The 21367-nt window shown below is 65.6% G+C and carries 21 protein-coding genes; 12 read left to right on the top strand and 9 right to left on the bottom strand.

Features of this window, described 5'->3' with window-relative positions:
• Positions 1-67: 67 nt before the first annotated feature.
• Together EQZ23_RS15560 and EQZ23_RS15565 are read right to left on the bottom strand one after the other, a co-directional pair.
• The gene (locus EQZ23_RS15560) at positions 68-1336 is read right to left on the bottom strand and encodes a serine hydrolase (protein ID WP_128455314.1); all 1269 of its coding nucleotides are present in this window, start codon (positions 1334-1336) and stop codon (positions 68-70) included.
• Positions 1336-2190 carry an ABC transporter permease gene (locus tag EQZ23_RS15565; protein ID WP_128455315.1) on the bottom strand — a complete coding sequence of 285 codons (855 nt, stop codon included), beginning with the start codon at positions 2188-2190 and terminating at the stop codon, positions 1336-1338. Before EQZ23_RS15565 ends, EQZ23_RS15560 begins: the two co-directional genes overlap by 1 nt.
• Before the next feature lie 65 nt (positions 2191-2255).
• Between EQZ23_RS15565 and EQZ23_RS15570 the strand changes: the two genes are divergently transcribed.
• Positions 2256-3011 (top strand): GcrA family cell cycle regulator, encoded by a 756-nt coding sequence (locus EQZ23_RS15570; protein ID WP_128455316.1) that lies wholly within the window; start codon positions 2256-2258, stop codon positions 3009-3011.
• A 654-nt stretch (positions 3012-3665) separates the two neighbouring features.
• Here the strand turns inward: EQZ23_RS15570 and EQZ23_RS15575 are convergent.
• Positions 3666-4511, bottom strand: coding sequence for an outer membrane beta-barrel protein (locus tag EQZ23_RS15575; RefSeq protein ID WP_128455317.1), 846 nt, complete (start codon positions 4509-4511; stop codon positions 3666-3668).
• A 158-nt stretch (positions 4512-4669) separates the two neighbouring features.
• On the opposite strand from EQZ23_RS15575, the gene parE reads away from it, so the two are divergent.
• The 7 genes from parE (at position 4670) to queE (ending at position 13131) form a co-directional block, all read left to right on the top strand.
• Positions 4670-6679: a DNA topoisomerase IV subunit B gene (gene parE, locus EQZ23_RS15580; RefSeq protein WP_128455318.1), complete on the top strand. Its 2010-nt coding sequence runs from the start codon at positions 4670-4672 to the stop codon at positions 6677-6679.
• A 170-nt stretch (positions 6680-6849) separates the two neighbouring features.
• Positions 6850-8037: a hypothetical protein gene (locus EQZ23_RS15585; RefSeq protein WP_128455319.1), complete on the top strand. Its 1188-nt coding sequence runs from the start codon at positions 6850-6852 to the stop codon at positions 8035-8037.
• Between the two features lie 209 nt (positions 8038-8246).
• The gene (locus tag EQZ23_RS15590) at positions 8247-9437 is read left to right on the top strand and encodes an aspartate aminotransferase family protein (RefSeq protein WP_128455320.1); all 1191 of its coding nucleotides are present in this window, start codon (positions 8247-8249) and stop codon (positions 9435-9437) included.
• Between the two features lie 186 nt (positions 9438-9623).
• Positions 9624-10547: an ornithine carbamoyltransferase gene (gene argF, locus EQZ23_RS15595; RefSeq protein ID WP_206364275.1), complete on the top strand. Its 924-nt coding sequence runs from the start codon at positions 9624-9626 to the stop codon at positions 10545-10547.
• Positions 10548-10712: 165 nt separating this feature from the next.
• Positions 10713-11600, top strand: coding sequence for an Hsp33 family molecular chaperone HslO (locus tag EQZ23_RS15600; RefSeq protein ID WP_128455628.1), 888 nt, complete (start codon positions 10713-10715; stop codon positions 11598-11600).
• A gap of 191 nt (positions 11601-11791) precedes the next feature.
• Positions 11792-12496 (top strand): 7-cyano-7-deazaguanine synthase QueC, encoded by a 705-nt coding sequence (gene queC, locus EQZ23_RS15605; RefSeq protein WP_128455321.1) that lies wholly within the window; start codon positions 11792-11794, stop codon positions 12494-12496.
• A 2-nt stretch (positions 12497-12498) separates the two neighbouring features.
• Positions 12499-13131, top strand: a complete 633-nt coding sequence (gene queE, locus EQZ23_RS15610) for a 7-carboxy-7-deazaguanine synthase (protein ID WP_128455322.1) — start codon at positions 12499-12501, stop codon at positions 13129-13131.
• Between the two features lie 257 nt (positions 13132-13388).
• On the opposite strand, the gene EQZ23_RS15615 is transcribed toward queE, so the two are convergent.
• The 3 genes from EQZ23_RS15615 to lipB form a co-directional block, all read right to left on the bottom strand.
• Positions 13389-14099, bottom strand: coding sequence for a hypothetical protein (locus tag EQZ23_RS15615; RefSeq protein ID WP_128455323.1), 711 nt, complete (start codon positions 14097-14099; stop codon positions 13389-13391).
• Positions 14100-14381: 282 nt separating this feature from the next.
• A complete protein-coding gene (locus tag EQZ23_RS15620) occupies positions 14382-14648 on the bottom strand; it encodes a hypothetical protein (RefSeq protein WP_128455324.1) in 267 nt (88 codons plus the stop codon).
• A gap of 88 nt (positions 14649-14736) precedes the next feature.
• The gene (lipB, locus tag EQZ23_RS15625; protein ID WP_240663609.1) at positions 14737-15435 is read right to left on the bottom strand and encodes a lipoyl(octanoyl) transferase LipB; all 699 of its coding nucleotides are present in this window, start codon (positions 15433-15435) and stop codon (positions 14737-14739) included.
• A gap of 114 nt (positions 15436-15549) precedes the next feature.
• Here lipB and EQZ23_RS15630 point away from each other — a divergent pair, with 114 nt between their 5' ends.
• Both EQZ23_RS15630 and EQZ23_RS15635 read left to right on the top strand, forming a co-directional pair.
• A complete protein-coding gene (locus EQZ23_RS15630; protein WP_128455326.1) occupies positions 15550-16371 on the top strand; it encodes a hypothetical protein in 822 nt (273 codons plus the stop codon).
• The gene (locus tag EQZ23_RS15635; RefSeq protein WP_128455327.1) at positions 16368-17108 is read left to right on the top strand and encodes a hypothetical protein; all 741 of its coding nucleotides are present in this window, start codon (positions 16368-16370) and stop codon (positions 17106-17108) included. Before EQZ23_RS15630 ends, EQZ23_RS15635 begins: the two co-directional genes overlap by 4 nt.
• 122 nt (positions 17109-17230) lie before the next feature.
• Here the strand turns inward: EQZ23_RS15635 and EQZ23_RS15640 are convergent, their stop codons facing one another.
• The 3 genes from EQZ23_RS15640 to EQZ23_RS15650 all read right to left on the bottom strand — a co-directional run bounded on the left by EQZ23_RS15640 (position 17231) and on the right by EQZ23_RS15650 (position 19261).
• A complete protein-coding gene (locus EQZ23_RS15640; protein WP_128455328.1) occupies positions 17231-17824 on the bottom strand; it encodes a GNAT family N-acetyltransferase in 594 nt (197 codons plus the stop codon).
• Between the two features lie 4 nt (positions 17825-17828).
• Positions 17829-18671: an oxygen-dependent coproporphyrinogen oxidase gene (hemF, locus tag EQZ23_RS15645; RefSeq protein WP_128455329.1), complete on the bottom strand. Its 843-nt coding sequence runs from the start codon at positions 18669-18671 to the stop codon at positions 17829-17831.
• Between the two features lie 140 nt (positions 18672-18811).
• Positions 18812-19261 (bottom strand): tRNA (cytidine(34)-2'-O)-methyltransferase, encoded by a 450-nt coding sequence (locus tag EQZ23_RS15650; protein ID WP_128455330.1) that lies wholly within the window; start codon positions 19259-19261, stop codon positions 18812-18814.
• Between the two features lie 203 nt (positions 19262-19464).
• Between EQZ23_RS15650 and petA the strand changes: the two genes are divergently transcribed.
• Positions 19465-20031 (top strand): ubiquinol-cytochrome c reductase iron-sulfur subunit, encoded by a 567-nt coding sequence (gene petA, locus EQZ23_RS15655; protein WP_128455331.1) that lies wholly within the window; start codon positions 19465-19467, stop codon positions 20029-20031.
• Positions 20032-20041: 10 nt separating this feature from the next.
• The gene (locus EQZ23_RS15660; RefSeq protein ID WP_128455332.1) at positions 20042-21361 is read left to right on the top strand and encodes a cytochrome b N-terminal domain-containing protein; all 1320 of its coding nucleotides are present in this window, start codon (positions 20042-20044) and stop codon (positions 21359-21361) included.
• The last annotated feature ends 6 nt before the right edge of the window (positions 21362-21367 follow it).

Raw genomic sequence — 21367 nt, forward strand, 5'->3', positions numbered from 1 at the left:
TACTCACCATATTGATTTTGCCACCCTGGTGGTGCCCGGGAGAAACGGGCACGCGGAAAAATATCGTTTACCGCGCCGCGAGCAACGCCAGCGCCCGGCCCATCAATCCTGCGAACCGCAACTCGTTCACCGCGGCGTCCACCCGGTGCCAGTTCCCGGTCGCGGCATACCAGCGCCCGTCCTTCGCCTGGACGAGGTAGTTCAAGCTCAGCACCCCGGGCTCGCCGCCGCCCTTGAAGCCGATATATCGAAACCGTCCCGCGATCGTCGGGTCTACCCCCGCATTTACCGCCAGCACCGCCTTCGTCGTCGCATCCGCGCCGCGCAGCCGGTCCAGCGGGCCCGCCATCGCCGCCGGGCTCGCAAACCACTCGACGCTGTCGATCGCCACGGGCTTCCCCGCGAAAACGCTAGGATCCAGCTTGGCGGTGGCGATCTTCACCGCATTGTCGACCAGCAACGCGCGCCGCTCGTCCACCGAGCCCGCCGCCCACGCCTTCATCAACGCCGGATCGCTCTTCAGCGCGAACATCTCGCGCGTGGTCATCACCGGCACCGTCCCGCCTTCAGCCTTGGCCAGCGTGTCGACCTTCGCACGCCCCAGCGTCGTCAGCAGCGTATCCGTCGCGGTGTTGTCGCTGATCGAGATCATCAGCGTCGCCAGTGTCTGCACGGTCACCGGCGATCCCGCGGGCCACGTCTGCAACACGCCGGAGGGGAGGGACGGCGCGCCGACCTTCACGACGTCCGCCCAGTGGCGCTCGTCCGCCGCGACCTGTCGCGCCAGTTCCGCCAGCACCCACAGCTTGAACGCCGACCCGAGCGGTGCAGCCACATCGGCACGGTATTCGAAGATCGGCTGCGGCTTGCCTTCGCCCAACGCGTATAGCCCGACGCCACTGGCGCCCGGCAGCGCGCGAAACTCCGCTTCGATCTTGGCGAGGCTGTCGTCGCGTGCGCCCGTGCCGGTGATCAGCAACCCGGTCGCGGCATGTGGTGCGGCCGGATCGATCGCCAGGCGAACGCTAGCCGTCCCGCGCGCATACCCCACGACCAGATCCGCGGCCCAAGCCGAAGTCGCAGTCAGCGAGTCGATCTTCTGCGGCTCACCGAGCGTGGCCTTCAACTGCGCGAGGATGGTTGCGAACTTGGCCTTCGGCACCTTCTCGCGGAAGCGCGCGGCGAAATAGGTATCGTACGTGCCGCGCCCGTCGAGGATCGCGACCAGCGCATCCGCCCTCGCCCGCAATGCCGGATCGGCCGCACCCTGCGCCGAGGCCGCTGTCGGCAGCAACGCCATCAGTAATGCCACCAGCCAGAGTGCGAGCCCACGCATCAGTTCTTCAGCTTCCAACCCGTCTTGAGCAGGCGGTAACAGAGCACGGCCAGCGCCAGATCGATCAGCAGGATCACGATCCCGCCGATCATCACCGGCGAATCCGCCATCCCGAGGAACCCGTAGCGGAAGCCGGAGATGACGTAGAAGAACGGGTTCGCATGGCTGAACGTACGAAACGCCGGCGCCAGCTTGTCGACCGAGTAGAAAGTCCCTGACAGCAGCGACAGCGGCGCGATCACGAAGTTGGTGACCGCGGCGGCATGATCGAACTTGTCCGCCCAGATCGAGGTCAGCACGCCCAGCAGCGCGAGGAACACTGCGCCCAGCAACCCGAACCACAGGATCGCCAGCGGCGCATGCGGCGTCACGTGCACGCCCGGGTACAGCGCCATTGCCGCCCACACGACGATGCCGACGATCACGGCGCGCGTGACGGCACCGCCAACCAGCCCGGTCAGCAGCTCGCCGGTCGACAGCGGCGGCTGGAGATAATCGACGATCGTCCCCTGCATCTTGCCGGCGAGGAGCGAGAAGCTCGCATTGGCGAACGCCGGCCCCATCATGCCCTGCGCGATGATCAGGCCGGGAGCGATGAAATCGGCGAAATCGACGATCTGTCCGCCCACCGGCACCGGGCTTTTCGCACCGGTCGCGATCGTGAACACGATCAGAAACAGCAGGGTGGTGATCGCCGGCGCCCACACCGTCTGAAGCTGCACCTTGAAGAACCGGCGCACCTCCTTGATATAGAGGGTTCGCAGTCCCTCCCAGTTCACGCTCTTTATGACGGGAACGCCGGGGGCGGATCGCACCGCCGAATGGATTTCACCGATTGGGGGCTGGCTGCTCATAGGCGTTGCGGGTAATCGCTGCCGCTGCCGCCCGCAACCCGGCTGACGAAGACTAAGGAACGAACATGTCCTGGACCGACGAGCGCATCCAGACGCTCAAGACGATGTGGGAGGCCGGCCAGACCGCCAGCCAGATCGCCGAAGCACTGGGTGGCGTCAGCCGCAATGCCGTGATCGGCAAGGCGCACCGCCTCGAACTGCAGGCGCGTCCCTCGCCGGTGAAGCCGACCGATCCCGAGGCCAAAGCGGCGGCGGCGGCTGCTGCGGCGGGGGCGTCGGCGTCGGTCGCGCCCGCTGTTTCTGCGCCCGAGCCGGTCGAGGTCGAGGCCCCCAAGCCAGCGCCCGTCGCGGCGCCGGTTGTCGCTGCCCCGAAGCCCGCCGCGGCGGTCATGGTCGAGCCTGTCGTCGAAGGGCCCGAGGACGACGAGGACGAAGACGAGGATGAGGCTGCTCCGGCGGTTGCTGCACCCGTTCGTGCGCCGCAGCCGATCCTACGTTCGGTCGGCCCTGGTGGTTTCCTTCGCCAGGCCCCCGGTGAACAGCAGCCCCCGAGCACGCCCGCGCCGCCGCGCCGCCTCGTGCCCGCCAAGCCGTCGCCCGAAATGGCGAACAAGACGAGCCTGCTCGAGCTGAACGACCGGATCTGCAAATGGCCGCTGGGTCATCCGGGCGAGCCCGACTTCCACTTCTGCGGAAAGGCGGTGAACCCCGGCTTCCCGTATTGCGTCGATCACTGCGGCCATGCGTACCAAGCGCAGCTGCCGCGCCGCGATCGCCGCCCGACCCCGCCGCTCCCGTTCGGCGGTCCGCGGCCTAGGTGAGGCGGCGGTCCGCGGCCTAGGTGAGGCGCAGGGCGTCCTGCGCCAACTTGGCGTAGGACCCGCCCAAGCCCGGCCGGCGCGGCTAGCCGCGGCCGACGACATGGGCTTTGCCCATGGCTAGCGTGAAAAAAAAGGCCGCTTTCTCGGGACAGGAAGCGGCCTTTTTCAAAATTGCTACCACCCCGGCGGAGGCTGGGGCCCAGTTGGAAAGGTCGCGGTTACCGAGCGCTCACCCCGCTTAGCAACGTTTCCCAATTGGGCCCCGGCCTTCGCCGGGGTGGTGCTCTGCCGCAAAACGCGAGTGTGCTGAACTTTCTTGTTCTCCTGCGAAGGCGGGAGGCCGTCTGGTTCCCCGCCTTCGCGGGGAACCAAGGTCCTGAAGGCACGTGCTCAGCGCCGGAACATGCTCTTAGGTCGTGTTGGGGCGAAGGGCGGGCATGCCTTCGCAACACGCTCGTCAGGATGACGAGGCGATTGGATTACTCCTCGGCGCACCGAGCGCGCAAAAGAAGAAGGCCGCTCCCTCGCCTGAGGAAGCGGCCTTTTCCGTATCACGCTAATCATGGGCAAAGCCCATGTCGTCGGACGCGGCCTTGCCACGCCGGCCGGGCTCGGGCGAGTCCTGCGCCAGCGTGGCGCAGGCCGCCCGTCGCCTCAGAACCTAAACGCAGCCGTCGCGCGCAGGCTGTGCCAGCGGAAATCGTCGAAGCTGCGACGGAAGTCGGTGCCAGCCGTGTTGCCGCGCGTGAAGGGGCCGCCGGTCGGGCCGCCCGATGCGCGAACGCGGTAATCGGTGTCCTGATACTGGTGGTACTGATATTCGAGACCGACCGAGAAGTTGCGACCCAGCTTCTGCTCGATACCGCCACCACCGACGATGCCCCATTCCTTGCTGCCACCGTTGGTGGTGAAGGTGTTGGCGGTGTTGCCGGTCGTGAAGCTGTTGTCGATGTTGGCATAGCCGACGCCGAACGTGCCGTAGAACAGCGTCGTGTTCGCCGCATAGCCCAGGCGGCCGCGCGCCGATGCTTCCCACTTCAGGTCGCGCGTCATCGTGTAGAAGGCGGGCGTGGTGCTGAAGGCGGTGACGCTGTCGCTGATCTCGTTCTTGCCGAATTCGCCGACCACACCGACGACGATGTTGCCGCGCTGGTAGTCCGCGCCGACACGCGCCGAATAGCCGATGCCATCCTTGTCGCTACGGCAACCACGACCACCGACGGCGGGCGCGGTGTTGCTGGTCGCGCGGCCGTTGCAGAAGCCCGGCGAGAACGCGTTGGGGGCGGTCGCAGTCGAGATGGTGTCGCCGAAGACGCCGTCCAGATTGCGATCGAATGCGATCGTCTCGCCGTTGTCGTTGGGCTGGACGTCATAACCGAACGAGCCGCCGACATAGAGGCCGCTGAACGGCGCTTCCTCGGCCACGTCCTGTGCAGCGGCAGGCATTGCGAAACCCAGCGCGGCAACGCTTGCAAGCGCCACCATCATCGTCTTGTTCATATTCACTCCCGGAAATTTCATGACAGGTTTTTCATAAACGGCTGATCTTGGAAAATTATGCAGCAAGCATAACAATCTGCGTCAATGTGGCTTTCGGGTAACAGGGAGAACAAACGGAGCCTGTGGCTTTGTCCAACGCGGGCGGCTACGCTCCCGCCATGGCTGAAGATCTGTTCGCGTCTCCGGGCGCACCCGGCGCCGGCAAAACCGCCGCCAACACCTACGACGCATCGTCGATCGAGGTACTCGAAGGCCTCGAACCCGTACGCCGCCGCCCCGGCATGTATGTCGGCGGCACCGACGAACGCGCGCTGCACCACCTTGCCGCCGAGGTGCTCGACAACGCGATGGACGAGGCGGTCGCGGGGCACGCGACGCGTATCGAGGTGACGCTGGAGGCGAACAACCGCCTGACGATCGTCGACAATGGTCGCGGGATCCCGGTCGATCCGCATCCGAAGTTTCCCGACAAGTCCGCGCTGGAGGTGATCCTCTCGACGCTCCATTCAGGCGGCAAGTTCGCGGGCAAGGCCTATGCGACCAGCGGCGGCCTGCACGGCGTCGGCATCAGCGTTGTCAACGCGCTGTCGTCCGACACCGTCGTCGAGGTTGCGCGCGACAAGCAATTGTATCGCCAGCGATTCTCGAAGGGCCTGACGCTCGGCCCGATCGAGCATCTCGGCGCGACGCCCAACCGTCGCGGCACCAGCGTCGCGTTCACGCCCGATACCGAGATCTTCGGCACCGAACTGAACTTCAAGCCGCAACGCCTCTACAAGCTGGTCCGGTCGAAGGCGTATCTGTTCGCGGGCGTCGAGATCCGCTGGCATTGCGCGCCCGACCTGATCGGCGACGACACCCCCGCGCAGGCCGTGTTCCAGTTCCCCGGCGGCCTCGCTGACCATCTGCGCGACCAGATCGCCGGCCGCGAATGCGCGACGTCCGACTTCTTCTCGGGCTCTCAGGATTTCCCGAGCGCGAACGGCGAAACGCAGGGCCGCGTCGAATGGGCGGTCGCCTGGCCGCTGTGGAGCGACGGCTCGCACAGCTGGTATTGCAACACCATCCCGACCCCCGATGGCGGCACGCACGAACAGGGCCTGCGCCAGGCGCTAGTCCGCGGCCTGCGCGCGTTCGGCGACCTCGTCGGCAACAAGAAGACCAAGGATATCAGCGCGGACGACGTGATGGTCGGGAGCGAGCTGATGCTGTCGGTGTTCATCCGCGAACCGCAATTCCAGAGCCAGACCAAGGATCGCCTGACCAGCCCCGAGGCCGCCGGCCTCGTCGAAAAGGCGGTGCGCGATCATTTCGACCATTTCCTCAGCCACAACATGGAGCGCGGCAAGGCGCTGCTGAATTACGTGCTGGAGCGGATGGACGAGCGCCTGCGCCGCAAGCAGGAACGCGACGTCAAGCGCAAGACCGCGACGTCCGCGCGCAAACTGCGGCTGCCGGGCAAGCTCACCGACTGCTCCGCCAACTCGCCCGAGGGGACCGAGCTGTTCATCGTCGAGGGCGATTCGGCAGGCGGTTCGGCGAAACAAGCGCGTGATCGGAAAACGCAGGCGATCCTCCCGATCCGCGGCAAGATCCTGAACGTCGCCTCGGCGACCAGCGCGAAGATCTTCGCCAACCAGGAAATCGCCGATCTGACGCTCGCGCTCGGCTGCGGCACGCGCAAGGACTGCACGCCGGATACGCTGCGCTACGAACGCATCGTCATCATGACCGACGCCGACGTCGACGGCGCGCACATCGCGACGCTGCTCATGACGTTCTTCTTCCAGGAGATGCCCGAGCTCGTCCGCCGCGGGCACCTCTACCTCGCCCAACCACCGCTCTACCGCCTCACCGTCGGCACCAAGAGCGTCTACGCCCGCGACGACGCGCACCGCGCCGAGCTGGAACGCACCGTCTTCAAGGGCAAGAAGGTCGACGTCGGCCGCTTCAAGGGCCTCGGCGAGATGAACCCGAGCCAGCTCCGCGAAACCACGATGGACCCAGCGACCCGCGGCATGCTCCGCATCACGCTCCCCCAGGAATATGAGGAGCGCGCGCAGGTCAAGGACCTGGTCGACCGCCTGATGGGCAACAACCCGGCGCATAGGTTCGCATTCATCCAGGAGAATGCCGGTCGGATGGATGAGGAAGCGATCGACGCGTGACACCGGGCTACGATCAGGAAGACCGGGTTATGAGCCTTCGTTTGTTGCGTAAAATCCGGAGTTCGAAGCATCGGTTTCCGACGCAATCGCCAGCTTGCATCCCCATTATACTGGAATAAACTGCAGCGAACCGCGGCGTGTAAGCCGTCGGAAAGATAGGGATGTGTCGCATGATCCCGTTAGTCATCGCCTTACTGCAGTCCGCAGCATCCCTCCCGCCGGCTCCTCTACAAGCCCCACCGACCATACCCCCGGCGCAGTCCACCGAGGTCGACGGAAAAACCATCGTGGTGGTCGGCCGCAGGGTTGAGGATAGCGAACGTGCGCTGGCGGCCTGTATCGCGCGCAATTGTCCGCCAAAGGAAGAAATCGACGCGTCTCTAGCCCATGCCGAGAACCAATTCCATGCCGGCGATTATGCCGAAGCGCAGCGTACGTTGGGGAAGGCGCGGGCGCGGAACATGAAATACAGAAAGGAGCTTCCGGTCGATGTCGGCGATTTGTTGCGCGCCAGTGGCCGGATGCTGGCGCTGAACGGTTTAAGCGAAGCGTCGCGGATTACGGCAATAGACTCACTCGACGCGCTCAAGAGTGGTCTTCCCTCGAACGACAGACGGATCTTCATTCAAAGACTCGCCGTTGGCGATGCGTTCGTGAAGAGTGGCCGAGTGATCGCCGCAAGGGACGTCTACAACAAAGTCGCGAAGCAAGCCGACGCGGCGGGCGATGTCCGGGTTAAAGGCTATGCGCTTTTCCGTGTTGCCGGACTCTACACTGCGCTCGCCCGCGAACGGCCGGATTATCGGGAAACCGCTTACGACGCGCTGCGCCGGATCGACGACACGACCGAGCCCGACCTTGCGCCGTTCCGCGATGCCGCGAAGTTGTTGCGGTGTCGCATGCAGGATACCGGCGGCACGAAGGAGGGACGCGCTTGTGCGCAGTCTGAGGTAGGCGACAGCGCTACGATTGCCCAACTGGTCTACGCCCCGCCGATCGACTTGCAGGATTTGTGGAGTCCGCAGACCTCCGCTACGACGGTGATGCACGGCAAGTCGACACCGCAATGGGCTGATGTCGCATTCTGGGTGGCACCCGACGGATCGGTACGCGACATCGATACCGTGCGTGCGTCACCGAACGTTGACGAACGATGGCTGAAACTGGTCACGAAGGCGCTGGGCGAGCGGATGTATCGGCCATTGAAACTGCCGCCGTCCGATCCCGGAATTCGAAGGATCGAGCGCTATTCGCTGGTCTATAACCTTGTCAGGAAAACAGGGTCTCGCGTTCCAGTGAGGTCGAACATCCCGCATGTCGAAATTCTCGATCTGACGGTTGAGCCGACAGCGACCTGATCGTGCCAGATATCTGGCCAGATATCTGGAGGTGCCTGCTCGGAGGGCGCGTGAGCGGCAGACTGCCGGCCAACGCAGACGATGCCTAAGCTGTCGCGCTTAATGCGCGGCCGTCATTTACGTGGTGTTGACCCGGTGGGCACCGCGCCCGTATTAGGCCTTCCGGGCGGCCAGTGGGTCGCCCTTCTCGTTTCGGAAAGGAAGCGCTTGTGACCATCACCCCGCTCATGCCCGTCTACCCGCGGTGTGGCGTGCGTCCGGTCCGAGGCGAGGGCGCGTACCTCTATGGCGAGGACGGCCAGCAATATCTCGATTTCGCCAGCGGCATCGCGGTCAACGCGCTCGGCCATGGCCACCCGCATTTGACCAAGGCGATCGCCGAGCAGGCGGCGACGCTCATGCACGTGTCGAACCTGTACGGATCGCCGCAGGGTGAGCATCTCGCGCAGCGGCTGGTCGATCACACGTTTGCCGACACGGTGTTCTTCACCAATTCGGGCGCGGAGGCGGTCGAGTGCGCGATCAAGACTGCGCGGCGCTATCACTTCGCCAACGGCAACCCGCAGCGTCACACGCTGATCACCTTCGACACCGCGTTCCACGGCCGTACGCTAGGCACGATCTCGGCGACCAACCAGGCCAAGATGCGCGACGGGTTCGAGCCGCTGTTGCCGGGGTTCGCCTATGCGAATTTCAACGATCTCGCAGGTGCGCTGGCGCTGATCGACGACAACACCGCCGGCTTCCTGGTCGAACCGATCCAGGGCGAGGGCGGTATCCGCCAGGCGAGCCATGAGTTCCTGACCGGCCTGCGCAAGGCCTGCGACGAGCATGGCCTGTTGCTGGTGCTCGACGAGGTCCAGTGCGGCTATGGCCGGACGGGCAAGTTCTTCGCGCATGAGCTGTACGGCATCACGCCCGATATCATGTCGGTCGCCAAGGGCATTGGCGGCGGCTTCCCGTTCGGCGCGTGCCTCGCGACCGAGGAGGCGGCCAAGGGCATGGTCGCGGGGACGCATGGCTCCACCTATGGCGGCAACCCGCTGGCGATGGCGGCGGGCGAGGCGATCCTCGACGTGATCCTCGAGGAGGGTTTCCTCGAGAACGTCACCGCGATGGGCGATCGGTTGCGGCAGGGGCTCGAACAGATGATCCCCAATCACGATCATCTGTTCGACAGCGTCCGCGGCACCGGGCTGATGCTCGGGCTGAAGCTTAAGAGCGACAGCCGCGCGTTCGTGGCGTTCGCGCGCGACAACCACAATCTGCTGATGGTATCGGCGGGCGAGAACGTCGTCCGCATCCTGCCGCCGCTGGTGATCGACGAGAGCCACATCGCCGAGTGCATCGAGAAGCTGTCGGCAGCGGCGCGCGTGTACGTGCCGGCGAGCGACGACTGAGCGCCTTTGCGCGGTCACTAAACGCCGTTCGTCCTGAGTAGCCACTGAGAGAAGTCGAAATGGCGTATCGAAGGATTGGCCCGCTTGGGTCACTGTCCTTCGATATGGGGTCCTTCGATACAGGTCTTCGGGTTCGCTCAGCCCCTACTCAGGAGGAACGGCATTTTTTTTACTGGATCCGATGTCATGACCATCCGCCATTTCCTGAATCTGACCGACGCCGGCCCTGACGGCATCGCCGCGATGCTGGCTGATGCGCTCGACCGCAAGGCTGCGCGCGCCGGCTTCCCCAAGGGCTGCGTCGATCCCGATGCACCGCTCGACGGGCGCGTGCTGGCGATGGTGTTCGAGAAGAACTCGACGCGCACGCGGTTCTCGTTCGACATGGCGATCCGCCAGCTTGGCGGCACCTCGATCGTCGCGGATGCGGGCTCGATGCAGCTCGGCCGCGGCGAGAGCATCGCCGACACCGCGCGCATCCTGTCGGGTTATGTCGACGCGATCATGATCCGCACCGACGATCACGCGAAGATCGAGGAGATGGCGCACTACGCCAGCGTGCCCGTGATCAACGGCCTGACCGACGCGTCGCACCCGTGCCAGATCATGGCCGACCTGCTGACGATCGTCGAAAGCGGCAAGGCGCTGCCCGGGCTCAAGGTCGCGTGGCTGGGCGACGGCAACAACGTGCTTGCCTCGATCGTCGAGGCGGCGGGACTGATGCAGTTCGACGTCGTCGCGGCATGCCCGCAGGGGTATCAGCCGACCGACGCCGACGTCGCGCTCGGCAAGGGCCGCGCGACGGTTGTTGCGTCGCCGCAAGAGGCGGTCGAGGGGGCGGACATCATCGTCACCGACACCTGGATCTCGATGGGGCAGAGTGATTCGGAGACCAAGCTGAAGGCGCTGACGCCGTATCAGGTCGACGCAGCCCTGATGGCGCGCGCCCGGCCCGACGCGAAGTTCCTCCACTGCTTGCCCGCGCACCGCGGCGAGGAGGTCACGCCCGAGGTGATCGACGGCCCGCAGTCGCTAATCTGGCAGGAGGCCGAAAACCGCCTCCACGCGCAGAAATCGGTGCTGCGCTGGTGCTTCGGGCAGATTGGTTGATCGGACACGCGCGCGCCCCCATTTCCGTCATTCCCGCGGAGGCGGGAACCCATAAACTCCGAGCCGGCGTTGAAACCGTGAGCGTTTGCCGCTCTGGATCCCCGCCTGCGCGGGGATGACGACGCGATGGGGAATGACGAAGGAACGATGGTGAACGACCCCAACATGACCGATCTCGACCGCGCGCTGGCCTTCGCGATTCCCGCGCGCAGCGCACGCGGCCGGATCGTCCGGCTCGGCACCGCGCTCGACGAAGTGCTCGCCGCGCATGCCTATCCGCCCCCGATCGAGAAGTTGCTGGCCGAAGCGCTGACGCTCGCCGCGCTGATCGGCTCCACCCTCAAGGACGCCAGCGGCCAGCTGACCATGCAGACGCGCACCGACAACGGTGTCGTCCAGCTGCTCGTCTGCGACTACCGCGGCGGCGAAGTCCGCGGCTATATCGAATATGACGCGGACAAGCTTGCCGAAGCGCCTACCGAGCCAACGCTGTTCGCGCTGTTCGGCGCCGGCTATCTCGCGATCACGTTCGACATGGCGAGCAGCAACGAGCGCTATCAGGGGATCGTCCCGCTCGACGGCGACACGTTGTCTCAGGCCGCGCAAAGCTATTTTACCCAGTCGGAACAGATCCCGACGATGATCCGTACCGGCATGGCAAAGGGCCCGGATGGGCGTTGCGTCGCCGGCGGGCTGTTTCTCCAGCATCTTCCCGAGGGCGAGGATGGACGCGAACGGCTGCACACGAAGCTCGACCATCCCGAATGGGAGCATGTCGCGACGCTGGGCAGCACGATGGGTGCGGACGAGCTGACCGATGCGATTTTGCCGTTGGAGACGCTCGTCTGGCGCCTGTTCAACGAGGAGGACGACGTCCGCATCCTAGCGGATATCCCGATCAGCCGCGGCTGCCGATGCGATCCGGACTACATCAAGGGCGTGATCTCGAAATTCCCGATCGAGGAACGGCGCTCGATGGCCGACGAGTCCGGCTTCATCGTCGTCGATTGCGCGTTCTGCGCGAAGAAATTCCCGGTCCCGGTAGAGGCCTGAAACCCTCTGCCCGAGGGGAGGGGGAAACACGGCCGTTAACGTCCCTTTCACGCTTCTCCACTACCCGTGATCACGTGCTTTTATTCGGCACGTTTTTTCTCCCTTGTGGCGCAACCTGCGCCGACCTCAGGGCCGCTCCACCGGGGCGGCCCTTTCTTTTTGCGCGCCGCTGGCCTAGCGCACTCCGCATCATGACATCTCCTGCTCCCTTTGCGGTCGCGCTCGTTTCGGGCGGGCTCGACTCGATGGTATCCGCCGCGATCGCGCGCGAGGCCGGCCAGCGCCTGCTCGCGCTGTCGTTCGACTATAATCAGCGTCACCGCGTCGAACTCGACGCGGCGCGACGGATCGCCGACACGCTCGGTGCCGAGCGCCATATCGTCCTGCCGATGGACCTGTCCGCGTTCGGTGGTTCCGCGCTGACCGCGGATATCGCCGTGCCGAAGGACGGCGCCGGGACCGAAGACGGCGGCGGCATTCCCGTCACCTACGTGCCGGCGCGCAACACCATCTTTCTCAGCCTCGCGCTCGGCTGGGCCGAGGCGGCGGGCGCACGCGACATCTATATCGGCGTCAACGCGCTCGATTATTCGGGTTATCCCGATTGCCGCCCCGAGTTCATCGCCGCGTTCGAGGGTCTCGCCGAACTTGCGACCAAGGCCGGTGTCGAGGGCGATCCGTTCCGCATCCAGGCGCCGCTCCAGCACATGACCAAGGCGGATATCGTCCGCGAGGGGACCCGGCTCGGGCTCGATCTGGGGCTGAGCTGGTCGTGCTACGATCCGGCGCCGGGCGGGCTGCATTGCGGAGAATGCGACAGCTGCCGGCTGCGCGCGCGGGGCTTCGACGAAGCCGGGATCGCCGATCCGACCCGCTATGCCGTGAAGCCGATCTGACGATGAGCTACGCGGTCAAGGAGATGTTCCTGACGCTGCAGGGCGAGGGCGTGAACGCCGGTCGCCGCGCGGTGTTCGTGCGGTTCGCCGGCTGCAACCTCTGGTCAGGCCGCGAGCAGGATCGCGCGACCGCGGTGTGCAAGTTCTGCGATACCGAGTTCGTCGGCACCGATGGGCTCGGCGGTGGCAAGTTCGCCGATGCGCGGGAATTGGCGGCGTCGGTCGCGGGCTTCTGGGGCGAGGGTGTGCGCGACCGCTTCGTCGTGCTGACCGGGGGCGAGCCGATGCTCCAGATCGACGACGCGATCGTCGATGCGCTCCATGTCGAGGGCTTCCGGATCGCGATGGAGAGCAACGGGACGATTGCCGCGCATCCGGGGATCGACTGGGTGTGCATCAGTCCGAAGGCGGGCAGCATCGTCGTCCAGCGGACCGGCGACGAGCTAAAGCTGGTCTGGCCGCAGCCCGGCACCGATATCGACGATGTCGAGACCTGGGACTTCGCGAACCTGCTGCTTCAGCCGCTCGACGATCCGAGGGCGGAGGCTAACCGCGAGGCGTGTGTGGAGATGGTGATGGCGCGACCGCAGTGGCGGCTGTCGCTCCAGACGCACAAGCTGCTGGGTCTGCGCTGAGCGGTTGGGGCAGGGGCCTCCACGGACCCGCCCAATGCCCCTGCCTCCCAGTCCGTCATCCCAGCGAAATCTGGGATCTCCCCGTGGGGCTCCTGTCGCCCGCCTCGTGAGATACCCCAGCTTTCGCAGGGGTGACGGTAGGGGAGGGGCGAGCGTTCGTCGCGCCTTGTTCCCGATTGTTCTTACCCATCGCCACCTCCGGCGTCTGACCCTCTCCCGATGGAAGAGGGAGGCGCGGGTCGGTTCGGGGAGCGACTTTACCGCCCGGCAATCCCGACACCGACCGGCGGCCAGTTCTGCGCGCCGCATTTCTTCGCGACCCATTCGCCCTTCTTGTTCCAGCAGATCGGGTCGAGGCGGACCATCATGGGCGCCGACCGCTCGCTGCCGATATAGCGCGGGAAGCGCTGTTCGCCCCACGGGATCAGGCTGTTGCGCAGCTCACGCGAGCGGGCCAGCGCGACCTCGAAGAAATGCCCACGCGGTGCGAACACGGCGTCGCGACCGATCGAGGCGGCGGTCTGGCAGAAGCCGTATTGTGCGGCGACGGTCGCGAAACTGGAGTAGGTGCGCGTGCCGAACTGGTCGAGCGCGGCCTGCCCCGCGCGGGGGCCCGCGGCCTTGTTCACGCGCAGGAAATACTTGGCTAGCGTATCGAACGCGCCCTTCAACTCTTCGCCATGATCGGCGAGGATCGAGTTATAGTTCGGCACGGTCAGCAGCGTCGGCTCGAACTGGCATTGCAGCGCGGCGACGTTGAGCGCGGCACGCATGTGCCACACGAGCGCAGCGCGCGTTTCCGCCGAGGTCGCGCCCGGCAGGGCCTGGCCAAGATCCGCCTCGTCGCCGACGACCGCCGCACCCGAGAAATCGCGCGACTGCAAAAAGAACTGCGCCGACGCCGACTGCGCTACCGCTAGCCCGCTCGACGCCACGCATAGCGCGAGCGCGGTACGCAACACCTTCATTCCAACCTCCCCAGGGCACACTTCAAGTCCGCGAATCTAGAGCGTTTCCGCAAAACTCCCAAGCGAATTTAACCTTTTCCGATGATCCGTGGAACATCGTCCGCAGGGTCCCGCGCAACTCGATTCGCCGCCTCCGAAACGATCGCCCCAGGTGGCGCAAATCCGCCTGCCAACGCCGAAAAGCGCTGGAACGAAAAAGGCCGCCCGGTTGCCCGGGCGGCCTTTCACACGACGTAATTCCTGTCGGAGGCCGCCCGCCGAAACGGGCAGCCTCCGCGCAGATTACATTGCGTTGTTGGTCATCATGGTGTCGTTCGACATCATCGTGTCGTTCGCCATCATGGTGTCGTTGGCCATCATGCCACCGTTCATCGTGCCGTCGACGGCAGTCATGTTGTCGGTCATGGTGTCCATGCCCTCGGTGGCGTTCATGTCGGTGACCATCGTGTTGTCGGTGGTCGTCTCGGTCTTGGGACCGCACGCCGAAACGGCGAGTGCTGCGCTGGCGATCAGCGAACCGGTCAGGACCTTGGAAATGAGTGCACGCATGTGGAAGCTCCCTAGATAGAGGATTTGGCTGGCTGCTCGCCCTTAATACCCAAATCGTAGTGGACATTAATCCGATAACGCTTTGTCCTCAAGCCTCGTTTTCCTGAGGACAAGAAACTGTTTCAAGGAAAGCATCGACGGTCAACGTCAGGGCGGCGTCGAAAGTTGCAAGGTCGGCCGAAATGCCGAGCGATTGCAGGCTGGTAACGCCGTACTCAGGCAGGCCGCAGGGCACGATACCACCGAAGTGCGACAGGTCCGGGTCGACGTTCACCGAGAAGCCGTGGAGCGTCACCCAGCGCTTTACCCGCACACCGATCGCGCCGATCTTGGCTTCCCGGCCCCGGTCGAGCGTCCAGATGCCGACCCGCCCATCGACCGCGAACGCCTCCACGCCCAGTTCGCCGAGCGCAGCGATCACCCATGATTCGAGCGCGTGGACGTAACAGCGCACGTCGCGGCCGCGCTTTGTCAGGTCGAGCACGACATAGCCGATCCGCTGGCCCGGCCCGTGATAGGTGTATTTTCCGCCGCGTCCGGTGGGGATCACCGGAAAGCGTGCGTCGATCAGGTCGCCCGGCTCGGCACTGGTGCCCGCGGTGTAGACCGGCGGATGTTCGAGCATCCACAACAGCTCGCGCGCCTCGCCCGCGCCGACCGCCACCGCGCGCGCCTCCATCTCCGCCAGTGCATCGGCATAGGGCGTCAGACCGGCGCTGGTACGCCATTCGACATCGGCGGGGGCGGCGGGGGCGGCGGGGGCGGCGGAGGGTGGCAGGGTGGTCACGATCCCCAATTGCGCACCCGCGTTCCGACTTGCAACCCGACGTGCAACCATGTGGTCAAGCGCGGGGGCTTGGGCTAACCCCCGACACATCGGGCGACGCTGGGGAGCAGGCACATGGTGAAGATGGGAACGGTCTGGGATCGCACGGTCGAGGTGCTCAACGGGCGCACCGGCATGATCGCGCCGATCGCGTTGCTCGGCATGTTGTTGCCCAGCGTGATCCGTGACGGCTTCGTCGCCTTCTCGACGCCGGGGACGGCGATGTTCGCGCTGGTCGGCGGCGTGCTGACGATCGCGGCGCTGGTGGCGATGATCTGGGCGCAGCTCGCGATCGTCGCGATCGCGACCGATCCGGCGACCGACGCGTCCTCCGCACGGCGTCAGGCCGGCGCGCGCGTCGGGCCGGCGCTCGGCGTCACGGTGATCCTGATGATCGTCGCGCTGCTGTTCATGGTGCCGCCGGTCGTCGTGCTGATCCAGTCGGGCTTCGACTTCACCGCCGCCGCGAACGGATCGAGCGTCCAGATGACTCCGCCCAGCCCCGGTGCCGCCGGGTTCGTCGGGCTGTACGCCCTCGCCTACATCATCGCCGTCATCTGGATCGGCGCGCGGCTGGTGCTGCTCAACCCGGTCGTCCTGAACGAGCGCCTCGGCGTCGGGGCGATCCGGCGCTCGATCCGGCTTACCAAGGGGCTGACGTGGCGGATCATCGGCGTGATGATCCTGTTCGCGATCGTGACGCTGGTCTCCACCTGGGCCGCGCAGGCGGTCACCGGGATACTCTTCCGCCTGGCGCTCGGCGCCGACGGGGTCGCCACCGCGACCTTCCTATCGGGGGTCGCCGCGACGATCGTCACCACCGCCTTCACCGCGCTCGCCGCCGTCTTCACCGCGCAGCTCTATGTCGCCGTCAGAGAGAAAACCGTCACCCCATGAAGCTCGATTTCGCGACCGTTCTCTCCGACGCGTGGACCTTGTTCAAACGCGACCGCGATCTGTTGCTGCGGGTCGCCGCGCCGTTCCTGTTCCTGCCCGCCTTCGCGCTCGCTCTGGTCGTACCCGATCCGCCGATGCCGGTGGCGGGCGCGGGCGATAACGAAGCGCAGGCGATGGCGTGGGCCGACGCGGTGCAGGTCTGGGCGGGTGCGCATGGCGGCTGGTACCTGCTCGCCTATGTGATGAGCTTCTTCGGCACGTCGCTGTTCTACGCGCTGTATCTCGATCGCGATCATCTCGATCTGCGTGAGGCGTTGACGCGCTGCCTGCGGATCTTTCCGCGCTTCCTGCTGGCGATGGTGATCGTGTCGCTGCCGGCGGGGGCGGGGCTATTGCTGTACGCGATTCCCGGCCTGTACATTCTCGGCCGGACGATGCTGACCGGGCCGGCGCTGTTCGCCGAGGCGCCGCTCGGCGCGTTGGGCGCGATCCGTCGCAGCTTCACGCTCAGCCGCGGTTCCGGGCTGCCGTTGATGGGCTTGGCGGCATTCAGCTACATTAGCGGCTGGATCGCCGGCGCGCCGTTCATGATGCTCGACCGAGCTCTGCGGGAAGCGGGCGAACCCAATCCGGTCGCGCTCGCGATCGTCGATGCGGGCGCCGCGGTGGCGGCAATGGCCGCGGGCATCGCCATGGCCCTGATCGCAATCTCCGCCTATCGCCGCCTGGCGCGGTAGGCCTGCCCCACCACCCCCGTCATGCCGGGCTTGTTCCGGCACCCACCGATCCGCACACTCGACAAAGCTGGGTTCGCGGAAAAGTGGACCCGGAACAAGTCCGGGGTGACGGAGAGGGCGAACTACTCCCGCTTCCCCAAATATGGAATCTGCGGCGCCGTCTCGGGCGGCAGCAACCCGGACGCCCGAGGATCGGGAAATGTCTCGATCGTCCGCTTCACCGCCACGAATCCCTGCGCACGGTAGAAGCCAAGCGCGCTAGGATGGTCGAGCGTGCAGGTATGCAGCCACACCCGCTCCACACCCTTGCCCCACGCCCTCGCGCAGGCCTCGGCCATCAGCCAGCGACCATGGCCTTGCCCCGCGAGTTCGGGGATCAGCCCGAAATACGAAATTTCGCACGCGGCAGTTGCGCGGAAGTCCAGTTCCAGCATCCCGACCTCGATCCCTGCCGGATCCAGTACCGCATACACCGCGATCCCCGGATCGTGGACGATCGCCGCCAGCACGTCGTCCGCCATCACCAGCCGCGAGTACCAGAGCCACGGGCTCCCGACCCGCCGGAACAGCGCGCGGTATTTCTCCAGCGCCGGTCGCTCCCACCGCACCAGCCGCAACCGCGAACCGGGGCTAGGCCGCAGCGGTGGCCGCTTCCGCATTTCCAGCGTCGTGACGATCGTCGCGAGCGTGTCGTCGGCGACCGGAATCAGCGCCACCGTTCTAAGACCAGGTCGCGCGCGGCGGCAGGCTCATCAGGATCGCGTCGATGTTGCCCCCCGTCTTGAGGCCGAACAGCGTGCCGCGATCATACACCAGGTTGAACTCAGCATAGCGCCCGCGCCATTCGAGCATCTGCGCCTCTTCCGCCGCATCGAACGGCGTATCCATCCGCCGCCGCACGATCCGCGGGTAGGCGTCGAGAAACGCCTCGCCGACGTCGCGCGTGAAGGCGAATTCGGTCTCGAAATCGCCGTCGAGATGATCGAAGAAAATCCCGCCGACGCCGCGGCCGACTTTCCGGTGCGGGATATAGAAATAGGTCTCGGCCCATTCCTTGAACCGCGGATAATGCGCCGGGTCATGCGCGTCGCACGCCGCCTTCATCGTCGCGTGGAAGTCGGCGGTGTCCTCCTCGATCGGCAGCGGTGGGTTGAGATCGCCGCCGCCACCGAACCAGCGCTTTGTCGTGTTGAGGAAGCGGCAGTTCATGTGCACCGCCGGCACGTGTGGGTTCGTCATGTGCGCGACCAGGCTGATCCCGGTCGCGAAGAAACGCGGGTCTTCGCCCGCCCCGTGGATCGACTTGGCGAAGTCGCCCTCGAACGTCCCGCCGACGGTCGAGACGTTGACGCCGACCTTCTCGAACACCATGCCCTTCATGACTCCCCGCACACCGCCGCCGCCGGGTTCGCCCGACGGATCGATCCGGTCCCATGGGGTGTATTCGAACGACGCGTCGGAACCCGCCTCGCGCTCGATCGCCTCGAACTCCGCGCAGATACGGTCGCGCAAGGATTCGAACCAGTGGCGGGCGGCGGCTTGCTGGGGATCGAGATCGGTCATGCGCGGCTCTCTACCAAATCCTCCCCGAAACGGGGAGGGGGACCGTTCGCCGCTTGGCGAATGGTGGAGGGGGTTCGCCGCACAATGGAGAGGGGCGCTTTTAGCATGACCTCGAGTTCCTCCCCTGCAAGGGGAGGATGTTACTTCGGCCAGCCCCCCGTCTGCCGCAGCGCCTCCGCCGCCACGATTCCCGTCGCCACGGAAATATTCATCGATCGCAGCCCCGATCGCATCGGGATCACGACCCGGACGTCGGCCCGCGCATGCACGTCGTCCGGCACGCCCGCGCCCTCGCTGCCCATCAGCAGCACGTCGTCCTCGCGAAACTCGGCCACGTCCAGCCGCACCGCACCCTTTGTGGTCAACAGGACGATCCGCCCGCTGACCTGCGCCAGGAACGCATCCCAATCGGCATGCCGAACCACGTCGACCGCGCCGACATAGTCCATGCCGGCGCGCGCGACGGCCTTGTCGCTCCAGGTGAATCCCATCGGTTCGATCAGGTCGACGCCGATTCCCATGCACGCGGCGGTCCGCAGAATCGCGCCGACGTTTCCGGCGATATCGGGCTGGTAAAGGGCTATTCGCATACCGAGCCCTCTACCGCGGCAAGCGCGCGGCGGTAACCCAAAGCAAAATCCAGTTGGCAAACCATCGTCCCGCCGTCTATCAGACCGCAGCCTCCGTGGGGACGGTCGGGCGGAATGGGGATGTGGTTTCGCGAAACCGAAGGCCCGGACCGCCACGAAAAAAATAACGTGCAAGGGCGAGATGAATGGCGACAGTGGACGATATGGTTCCCCCGGGTGAATCACCGGAGCCGTTTCATGAAGACGCGCACGATCCCCGCCGCCGTGATTTCATCAACATCGCCGCCGTCTCGTTCGCAGGGGTGGGCGCGGTCGCGATCGTCCTGCCGCTGATCAACCAGATGAACCCGAGCGCAGACGTGCTCGCGCAGTCGACCACCGAGATCGATCTGTCGAAGATCCTCCCCGGCCAGGCGATCAAGACCAGCTTCCGCAAGCAGCCTTTGTTCGTGCGCAACCTGACGCCAAAGGAAATCAGCGAGGCCGACGCGGTCGATATCTCGACGTTGCGCGATCCGCAGACGCTCGAGGAGCGCACCAAGGCGGGCAAGAAGAACTGGCTGATCACGCTGGGCGTCTGCACGCATCTCGGCTGCGTCCCGCTCGGCGCGGGCGAGGGCGAGAACAAGGGCCCGTTCGGCGGCTATTTCTGTCCGTGCCACGGCTCGGCCTACGACACCGCCGCGCGCATCCGCAAAGGCCCCGCACCGACCAACCTCCACGTGCCGGACTATGCCTTCAACTCCGACACCGTCGTCACGGTAGGCTGAGGAAACTGACATGAGCTTTCCCTGGGCCAAGCAATACGAACCGAAGCTGCCGCTGACGCGGTGGCTGGATGAGCGGCTTCCCGTTCCCCGGCTCGTCTATAATTCACTCGGCGGCGGCTATCCGGTCCCGCGCAACCTCAATTACTTCTGGAATTTCGGCGTTCTCGCCGGCGCCGCGCTGGCGATCCAGATCATCACCGGCATCACGCTGGCGATGCACTACGCCGCCAACGGCGCGGTCGCGTTCGATTCGGTCGAACATATCATGCGCGACGTCAATGCGGGCTGGTTCCTGCGCTACGCCCACGCGAACGGCGCGTCGATGTTCTTCATCGTCGTCTACACGCACATCTTCCGCGGGCTGTATTATGGCTCGTACAAGGCACCACGTGAGATGGTGTGGCTGCTCGGCGTGACGATCTTCCTGCTGATGATGGCGACCGCGTTCATGGGCTATGTCCTGCCGTGGGGGCAGATGAGCTTCTGGGGCGCGCAGGTCATCACCGGGTTCTTCTCGGCGATCCCGCTCGTCGGCGACACCATCCGTATCTGGCTGCTGGGCGGATTCGCGCCCGACAACGCCGCGCTCAACCGCTTCTTCTCGCTGCATTACCTGCTGCCGTTCGTGATCGCGGGCGTCATCATCCTGCACATCTGGGCGCTGCACATCCCGGGCTCGAACAACCCGACCGGCGTCGACGTGAAGGGCGAGCAGGATACCGTCCCGTTCCACCCCTATTACACCGCGAAGGACGGCTTCGGGCTGGGCATCTTCCTGCTCGTGTTCGCCAGCCTGTTGTTCTTCTTCCCGAACTATCTCGGCCACCCGGACAATTACATCCCGGCGAACCCGCTCTCGACGCCCGCGCACATCGTTCCCGAATGGTATTTCTGGCCGTTCTACGCGATCCTGCGCGCCTTCACCGCGGACTTCATCCTGCCGGCCAAGCTCTGGGGCGTGCTGGCGATGTTCGGCTCGATCCTGCTGCTGTTCTTCCTGCCCTGGCTCGACAGTTCGCCGGTGCGGTCGATGAACTATCGTCCCAAGGCGCGGATCGCGTTCTGGGTGCTGGTCGCCGATATCCTAGTGCTCGGCTATTGCGGTGGCGCGCCTGCCAACGCGTTCTACGTGATCCTCAGCCAGATCTGCGCGGCCTATTATTTCGCGCATTTCCTGATCATCCTGCCGATCATCTCGCGCTCCGAACGGCCGCGGCCGCTGCCGAACTCGATCACCGAGGCCGTGCTGGCCAATCACGGTGGGACGAGCCCTGCGCACACCGCCCTTGAGACGTCGCCGACGTCGTCCACGCCGCACGCCGCGCACTGATACGAA

Source organism: Sphingomonas sp. UV9, assembly GCF_004101245.1.
Classification (GTDB): Bacteria; Pseudomonadota; Alphaproteobacteria; order Sphingomonadales; family Sphingomonadaceae; genus Sphingomonas.

Coding starts and splice junctions, on each gene's coding strand:
- queC (WP_128455321.1), top strand. CDS start 11,792: ATGACATCTCCTGCTCCCTTTGCGGTCGCGCTCGTTTCGGGCGGGCTC.
- queE (WP_128455322.1), top strand. CDS start 12,499: ATGAGCTACGCGGTCAAGGAGATGTTCCTGACGCTGCAGGGCGAGGGC.
- argF (WP_206364275.1), top strand. CDS start 9,624: ATGACCATCCGCCATTTCCTGAATCTGACCGACGCCGGCCCTGACGGC.
- EQZ23_RS15650 (WP_128455330.1), bottom strand. CDS start 19,261: ATGCGAATAGCCCTTTACCAGCCCGATATCGCCGGAAACGTCGGCGCG.
- EQZ23_RS15635 (WP_128455327.1), top strand. CDS start 16,368: ATGAAGCTCGATTTCGCGACCGTTCTCTCCGACGCGTGGACCTTGTTC.
- parE (WP_128455318.1), top strand. CDS start 4,670: ATGGCTGAAGATCTGTTCGCGTCTCCGGGCGCACCCGGCGCCGGCAAA.
- EQZ23_RS15660 (WP_128455332.1), top strand. CDS start 20,042: ATGAGCTTTCCCTGGGCCAAGCAATACGAACCGAAGCTGCCGCTGACG.
- EQZ23_RS15585 (WP_128455319.1), top strand. CDS start 6,850: ATGATCCCGTTAGTCATCGCCTTACTGCAGTCCGCAGCATCCCTCCCG.
- EQZ23_RS15560 (WP_128455314.1), bottom strand. CDS start 1,336: ATGCGTGGGCTCGCACTCTGGCTGGTGGCATTACTGATGGCGTTGCTG.
- EQZ23_RS15620 (WP_128455324.1), bottom strand. CDS start 14,648: ATGCGTGCACTCATTTCCAAGGTCCTGACCGGTTCGCTGATCGCCAGC.
- EQZ23_RS15575 (WP_128455317.1), bottom strand. CDS start 4,511: ATGAACAAGACGATGATGGTGGCGCTTGCAAGCGTTGCCGCGCTGGGT.
- EQZ23_RS15630 (WP_128455326.1), top strand. CDS start 15,550: ATGGTGAAGATGGGAACGGTCTGGGATCGCACGGTCGAGGTGCTCAAC.
- hemF (WP_128455329.1), bottom strand. CDS start 18,671: ATGACCGATCTCGATCCCCAGCAAGCCGCCGCCCGCCACTGGTTCGAA.
- EQZ23_RS15615 (WP_128455323.1), bottom strand. CDS start 14,099: ATGAAGGTGTTGCGTACCGCGCTCGCGCTATGCGTGGCGTCGAGCGGG.
- EQZ23_RS15565 (WP_128455315.1), bottom strand. CDS start 2,190: ATGAGCAGCCAGCCCCCAATCGGTGAAATCCATTCGGCGGTGCGATCC.
- EQZ23_RS15570 (WP_128455316.1), top strand. CDS start 2,256: ATGTCCTGGACCGACGAGCGCATCCAGACGCTCAAGACGATGTGGGAG.
- EQZ23_RS15600 (WP_128455628.1), top strand. CDS start 10,713: ATGACCGATCTCGACCGCGCGCTGGCCTTCGCGATTCCCGCGCGCAGC.
- petA (WP_128455331.1), top strand. CDS start 19,465: ATGGTTCCCCCGGGTGAATCACCGGAGCCGTTTCATGAAGACGCGCAC.